Source organism: Streptosporangium sp. NPDC050284 (genome assembly GCF_044459525.1).
Classification (GTDB): domain Bacteria; phylum Actinomycetota; class Actinomycetes; order Streptosporangiales; family Streptosporangiaceae; genus Streptosporangium.
In genome coordinates, this window is the sequence record NZ_JBITIZ010000050.1 from 1 (window position 1) to 3,863 (window position 3,863).

The window sequence follows — 3,863 nt, forward strand, 5'->3', positions numbered from 1 at the left end:
GCCCGCCCCCCCCCCCGCCCCCCCCCGGGGGGGGCCCGCGGCCCGCTGTTGGCCGGGGGGGGGGGGGGGCGCCCCGGGCGGGGGGGGGGGGGGCCGGGGGGGGGGGGGGGGGGCCGCCCCCCGCGCCCCCACCACCCCGTGTCCCGCCTGCCCGTCCCGTTCGGACCGCCTGGGCTGCCCGGCCCGTTCGGACGGCTTGACCTGCCCGGAAAGACCGACCTTTCCGGGAGGTCCCGACGCCGTGGCGGCCGGCCACGCGCCACCGGCGGGATCGACCTCTCCGGCGGGAGGGGGCACCAGCCCGGAAGTGGGTCCCGCTCCCGGCGAGACGCCGCCCGCACCTGCCGGAGTGTCCCGGGTGTCCCCCGGGCTCACCGGGGTGCCGGGCAGGAGGCGAGCCAGAACGGCGCCGAGCACGATCACCACGAGCACCAGTCCGCCGCCGAGCAGTGCCCACAGCTGCAGGGCGTCCACGAACCCGTCGACCAGCGCCTGCGGGGTCGTGGCGTCCTTCAGGCGGTTGACCTGGACGCCACTGCCCAGCAGGAAGCCCACGAGCACCGCGGGGAAGAACAGCGACAGCGCCAGAAGCGCCGCACCCTCACCGCAGGATCGCAACGCACCGGTGAGCGCCACCGAGGCACCACCCGCGAGCAGCGCGAACGGGAGAATCAGCGGGAGCCCGCCCGGGGCGGGAAGAAACAGCCGCACGGCGCACAGGCCCGCGACCATCACCACGAGTCCGCCCGCGGTGACCATGGGCATGGCCGCGTCGCCCAGCCGATTCGCCGACACCGCGGACAGGAGGCCCACCAACGCGGCGATCACGAAGGCCGGCCACAGGCCGGACAGCCCCGGCCCTCCCAGCCCTCCGAGTTCGACGTAGGTGATCTGGGCGGCGGTGGGCAGGGCGACGACGCCGACCGCGATCATCGCGTAGGCCGGCGCCCGACCGGCGGCCCCCTTCGAGAGACCGGAGGAGGCCAGGGCGAGCAGGACGAGGATGGACACCAGCGCCGCACGGATCACCAGATTCGGTGACCAGTCGAACGTGCTGCCCAGAGCCAGGGCCGCGACGCCCGCGGCGGGCATGACCACCCACAGCGTGCGTCCGCGTTCGGCGACGGCCGGAACGGGGCCCGCGCCGCTCTCGCCCTCCTTCAACCACAGCACCAGATAGAGCGCGGCGAGGGCGAGCGCGACCCCGGTGAGCATCGGGTACGGCTGGAGGGTGACGCGCCAGGAGTCGACCTGGTCAAGGGGCCACAGCGCGAGCGCCTGGGCAGCCAGGAGGCTCCCCGTCAGCACGGCCGCCCACACGGCCCTGAGGAGCGTCGAACGCCCCCAGACGGCCATCAGGGTGGCGGGAACCAGCAAGCCCGCTCCGACCCCGTGCAGGACCCGCAGGACCCCTACCAGCGCCGTTGACCCGGCGTACCCGCCGGCGGCGTCGGCGAAGGCGAGCAGGGTCAACCCGGCGACCATTATCGGGGCCGCCCTCATCCGGTACACGGCCACCGCCGCCACCGGCACGGTCAGGACCATCGCGGGAAGCGCCAGCCCGTGCGCTCTGATCATCGCTATCTGCGAGATGTCCGGCGGCAGGAGGGCGGCGACCACCGAGATGGTATTGGGAATGGCGACGATCGCCAGCGGCAGCACTACCGCGACGAGCAGTCCGAGGACAACGTCGAGCATCAGGGAGACCCGGAGCACGCGCACCAGGCCTGTGGGCCTGGCGGGCACCGCCCGAGTCGGCTGGATGGGAGGGACGGCCATGTTGGCCGACTTTAGCGAGAAGTCACGCCCTCGACACGGCGAGCGACGAATATCGCCGTGATCCACAGCGCGGCGAAGATCACCCCGAGGAAGAACATCGCCGGGACCATGAAGCCGGAGGCGATGGTGAGCACCTGGATCACGCTTCCCGCGAGGTAGGCGAAAGGCCGCCTGAGCAGGCCGATCACCACCACGCAGAGGAGCGCCAGGCCGAGGCCGACGGTGAACGCGAGGGTCGGTTCGACGCCTTGGGTGTTGATGGCGACCGGCGTGAACAGACCGACGACTATGGCCTGCATGCCGAGCACGCTGGCGCAGAGACGCCTCATCCCGGGAGTGACCGTGATCATTTTCTGTCCCTCCAGAGTCGCCACGGCCGCGCCCGACCCGCCACGCCCGACCGGCTCATCCCGTCTTGCCCGCTCACTATGCCTTGCCTACTCACTGCGCCTCGTCCGCCCGGCTTGTCCGATATCAGGGCGTTTTCCCGGCATATCGCGCTCTTGGCCGTTTGCGGTGTCCTGCTCGCTCACCGTGCCTCGTCCGCCTTGAGCAGAAGTCGCGCGTCACCGGCGGTCACCACCGACCCGGTGACCAGAACCCCGGCCCCGCTGAACTCTCCCAGAGCGTCGACGATGCCGATCGCCCGGTCGATCGCGCTGTCCAGCCTCTCGACCTGGTGCACCCGGTCAAGGCCGAAGATCTCCTCGGCCAGCGCGGCGAGATCGTCCACATCCATGGACCTCGGCGAGGAGTTCCTGGTCACCACGATCTCGTCCATCATCGGTTCCAGCAGCTCCAGGATGCCCTGGACGTCCTTGTCCTCGAACACCGCCACCACTCCGATGAGCTTCGCGAAGTCGAAGGACTCCTGCACGGCGTCCAGACTGGCCCGGATCCCCGCCGGATTGTGCGCGGCGTCGACGACCACCGTGGGCCCTCTGCGGACCACCTCAAGCCTGCCGGGCGAGCGCACCTCCAGGAACGCCTGCCGCACCAGCTCCGCATCGAGAGGCTCATCCCCACCGGTCAGCGCCTCCACCGCGGCAAGCGCGCAGGCCGCGTTACCCGCCTGGTGAGCCCCGTAGAGGGGAAGCAGAATGTCCTCGTAGGTTCCCTTGAGCCCTTTGAGACGGATCAACTGCCCACCGATGGCGAGTTCCCTGCTCAGCACGCCGAACTCCAGCCCCTCGCGTGCCACGGTGGCACCGACCTCGGCGGCCCGCCTCATCAGCACCGAGGCGGCGGGAAGCTCCTGCTGCGCGAGCACGGCGGTCGCCCCGGGCTTGATGATGCCGGCCTTCTCCCCTGCGATCGTCTCGACGTCGGGTCCGAGGTAGTCGACATGGTCGAGGGAGATAGGGGTGATGACCGCCACGGTGCCGTCGGCGACGTTGGTGGCGTCGGTGACGCCCCCCATCCCCGTCTCGATGACCGCCACATCCACGGGAGCATCGGCGAAGGCGGCGAACGCCATCGCGGTGAGGGTCTCGAAGAAGGAGAGCCTCCGCCCCTGTGAGTCGACCATCTCCAGGTAGGGAGCGATGTCCTCGTACACCTCGACGAAGCGCTCCTCGCTCAGCGGGACGCCGTCCACACTGATGCGCTCGCGCATGGAAACGAGGTGGGGGCTGGTGAACCGGCCGACACGCAGGTTGCGTTCGCGCAGAAGTGCTTCGATCATCCGGGTCGTACTCGACTTGCCGTTCGTACCGGCCACATGCACGACGGGATAGGAGTGCTGCGGGGAGCCGAGCAGGTCCACGAGCGCGGCGATCCTGTCGAGGCTGGGCTCGAAGCTCCACTCGACGCCACGCTGCATGATCGCTTGTTCAACCGCTCGATAGTCCACGTCTCCAGCCTACTGACGTCCTGGGCGGGTCCCGGACAGGCCCATAAAGAGTCCAGGACAGGTCCGCATTCCTGCCTGCGGCAAGGAACACCGGAAAAGCCATGAGGGGAAAGGGCCCAGAAAGAGAAAAGACTCTGGAAAGCACGAAAGGGCCCCCACCACATGGTGGGAGCCCTTTTCGTAAAAGATTGTCCGGCGGTGACCTACTCTCCCACACCGTCCCCGGTGCAGT

The 3,863-nt window shown here is 70.1% G+C and carries 2 protein-coding genes and 1 pseudogene; all 3 read right to left on the reverse strand.

Annotated features, from left to right (window positions below; genetic code table 11):
- Window positions 1–1,779 (reverse strand): annotated as a pseudogene (locus ACIBH4_RS39570) (hypothetical protein); the annotation flags it as partial.
- An 11-nt stretch (window positions 1,780–1,790) separates the two neighbouring features.
- Complete coding sequence (locus tag ACIBH4_RS39575; RefSeq protein WP_362522373.1) at window positions 1,791–2,129, reverse strand: DUF4233 domain-containing protein; 339 nt, start codon at window positions 2,127–2,129, stop codon at window positions 1,791–1,793.
- 179 nt (window positions 2,130–2,308) lie between these two features.
- Window positions 2,309–3,601 carry a folylpolyglutamate synthase/dihydrofolate synthase family protein gene (locus ACIBH4_RS39580; RefSeq protein WP_362522375.1) on the reverse strand — a complete coding sequence of 431 codons (1,293 nt, stop codon included), beginning with the start codon at window positions 3,599–3,601 and terminating at the stop codon, window positions 2,309–2,311.
- Between the last annotated feature and the right edge of the window lie 262 nt (window positions 3,602–3,863).

Coding starts and splice junctions, on each gene's coding strand:
- ACIBH4_RS39575 (WP_362522373.1), bottom strand. CDS start 2,129: ATGATCACGGTCACTCCCGGGATGAGGCGTCTCTGCGCCAGCGTGCTC.
- ACIBH4_RS39580 (WP_362522375.1), bottom strand. CDS start 3,601: ATGCAGCGTGGCGTCGAGTGGAGCTTCGAGCCCAGCCTCGACAGGATC.